The organism is Lactobacillus taiwanensis DSM 21401 (assembly GCF_001436695.1).
GTDB lineage: Bacteria > Bacillota > Bacilli > Lactobacillales > Lactobacillaceae > Lactobacillus > Lactobacillus taiwanensis.
The window spans coordinates 1-1839 of sequence record NZ_AYZG01000027.1; the positions used below are offsets into that span (position 1 = coordinate 1).

2 protein-coding genes are annotated in these 1839 nt (G+C 36.1%); both read left to right on the forward strand.

Translation table 11 applies throughout. The annotated features are described in order from the left end of the window. Window positions 1-69 precede the first annotated feature (69 nt). On the forward strand, window positions 70-777 hold the full coding sequence (locus tag FD18_RS04770; RefSeq protein ID WP_057718875.1) for a helix-turn-helix domain-containing protein: 708 nt from the start codon (window positions 70-72) through the stop codon (window positions 775-777). Further along, window positions 744-1778, forward strand: a complete 1035-nt coding sequence (locus FD18_RS04775) for an IS3 family transposase (protein ID WP_083486757.1) — start codon at window positions 744-746, stop codon at window positions 1776-1778. The genes FD18_RS04770 and FD18_RS04775 overlap by 34 nt, the downstream gene beginning before the upstream one ends. The last annotated feature ends 61 nt before the right edge of the window (window positions 1779-1839 follow it).

The window sequence follows — 1839 nt, forward strand, 5'->3', positions numbered from 1 at the left end:
TGATATAGTCCTACTTTAGTAGACAGTACAAATATATAAAGTACTATCTATGAAAGTAGGACTTTTTATATGTCTAGAAAAAGTAGATTTAGCTTTGAGGTGAAGCTTAAAGCAGTTAAGCAATATTTAAACGGTGAAGAAAACTATCCATCTATTGCAAATGCTTTAGACGTTCCAGATAGCACGATACGTATGTGGGTAAAAGCATACCAAGTGGATGGTGAGGACGCATTAAAACCTCATAATCGTAATAAAAGGTATTCAAAAGAATTTAAGCTTAAGTGTGTAGCTGCTTATTTAGCAGGTGAAGGTTCCTATTTAAATCTGGCAAATAAGTTTGGTCTAAGAAGTCCTCATCAACTAAGACAATGGGTTATCAAGTATAATAGTCATCAAGAATTGCAGGATTACGATCCTACCCCGGAGGCTTATATGACTAGTAGAAGAAAGACAACCCTAGAAGAACGACAAAGTATTGTTAAATACTGCAAGAAACATAATTGGAATTATAAAGAGACGGCAATTAAGTATGACTGTAGTTATGCTCAGGTATATAACTGGTGCAAGAAGTATCAAACTAAAGGATCAAAAGGACTTAAAGACAAACGAGGCCATCGTCTAAAAGAGTCGGACCTAACTGAAACAGAAAGGCTTAAGCGTGAAGTTGAACGCCTTAAGATGCAAAACCAAATCAAAGATAGAGAAATAGCTTTCTTAAAAAAAGTGAAGGATTTAGAGAGGATGTGGTTATTGGACAACCAAAGCAAAGGCAAATAGATCTTAGACACAGTCAAAAACAAATTCTTTATGAATTAATCAAGCAGTGCCATCAAGAATACAACTGGCCTATTGATTGGATGTGCAAACAAATTAATATTGCTCGATCGGCTTATTACAAGTGGTTGAAGCATACGCCGAGCAAACGTGAATTAAGAGATCAAAAGATTCTTGAGCGTATTAAAGCAATCGCTAAGAGCAATAACAGTCTTTTTGGTTCACCTAAGATGACATTAGCCTTAAACAATGAACTTGAAGAAGGCGAACCTAAAATCTATCGGCGAACTGTTGCACGCTTAATGTGCGTTAACTATATCTACACAAGCAAAGCTAGATTTAATAAGAAGTATCGCTACAAAGCATCTAGACCTGAGGAAACGTCTGCTAATGTGTTAAATCGTAATTTTAATGCTTCTAAGCCTAATGAAAAATGGTGTACTGACATTACTGAAGAAAAGATCCCTGGCACAGGTAAAAAGATCTATCTTTGCACTATTTTTGATCTTTATGATAGATATCCGGTTGGTTATGCTTTAAGCCAGCGTAATGATACTGCATTAGTTAATGCGGCCCTAATAGCTGCTTGGAAAAAAGAACCTGATAGTCATGCAATGCTTCACAGTGATCGTGGATTTCAGTTTACCCGTGTTCCATTTACAAACGAATTGAAAGAACATGGCATGTCACAATCAATGTCTAGGGTTGGTCGCTGTATTGATAATGGTCCTATGGAGGGGTGGCAAGGAATAATCAAAGAAATGAGATTGGTCTTATATCCAGAAATAAATAGTTACGAAGAAATGGTGCACGCTTTTAATAAGACTATTGATTATTACATAAATTACGATCCACAAGAACGGTTTGAAGGTAAAACCGCAGGAGAAGTACGAGCAGAAGCAAAACGTAATCCAAGTAAAGCCAGAGAATATAAAATCAAACAGGATAAGCGTTACAAAGATTATTGGGAAGAAATAGAAGCAAAGAAAAACCAGCCTGCATAAACAGGTTGGTTCATCAATCATTTTATATATTTTAACTGTCTACTTGACACGGTACGGATCA

Coding starts and splice junctions, on each gene's coding strand:
- FD18_RS04770 (WP_057718875.1), top strand. CDS start 70: ATGTCTAGAAAAAGTAGATTTAGCTTTGAGGTGAAGCTTAAAGCAGTT.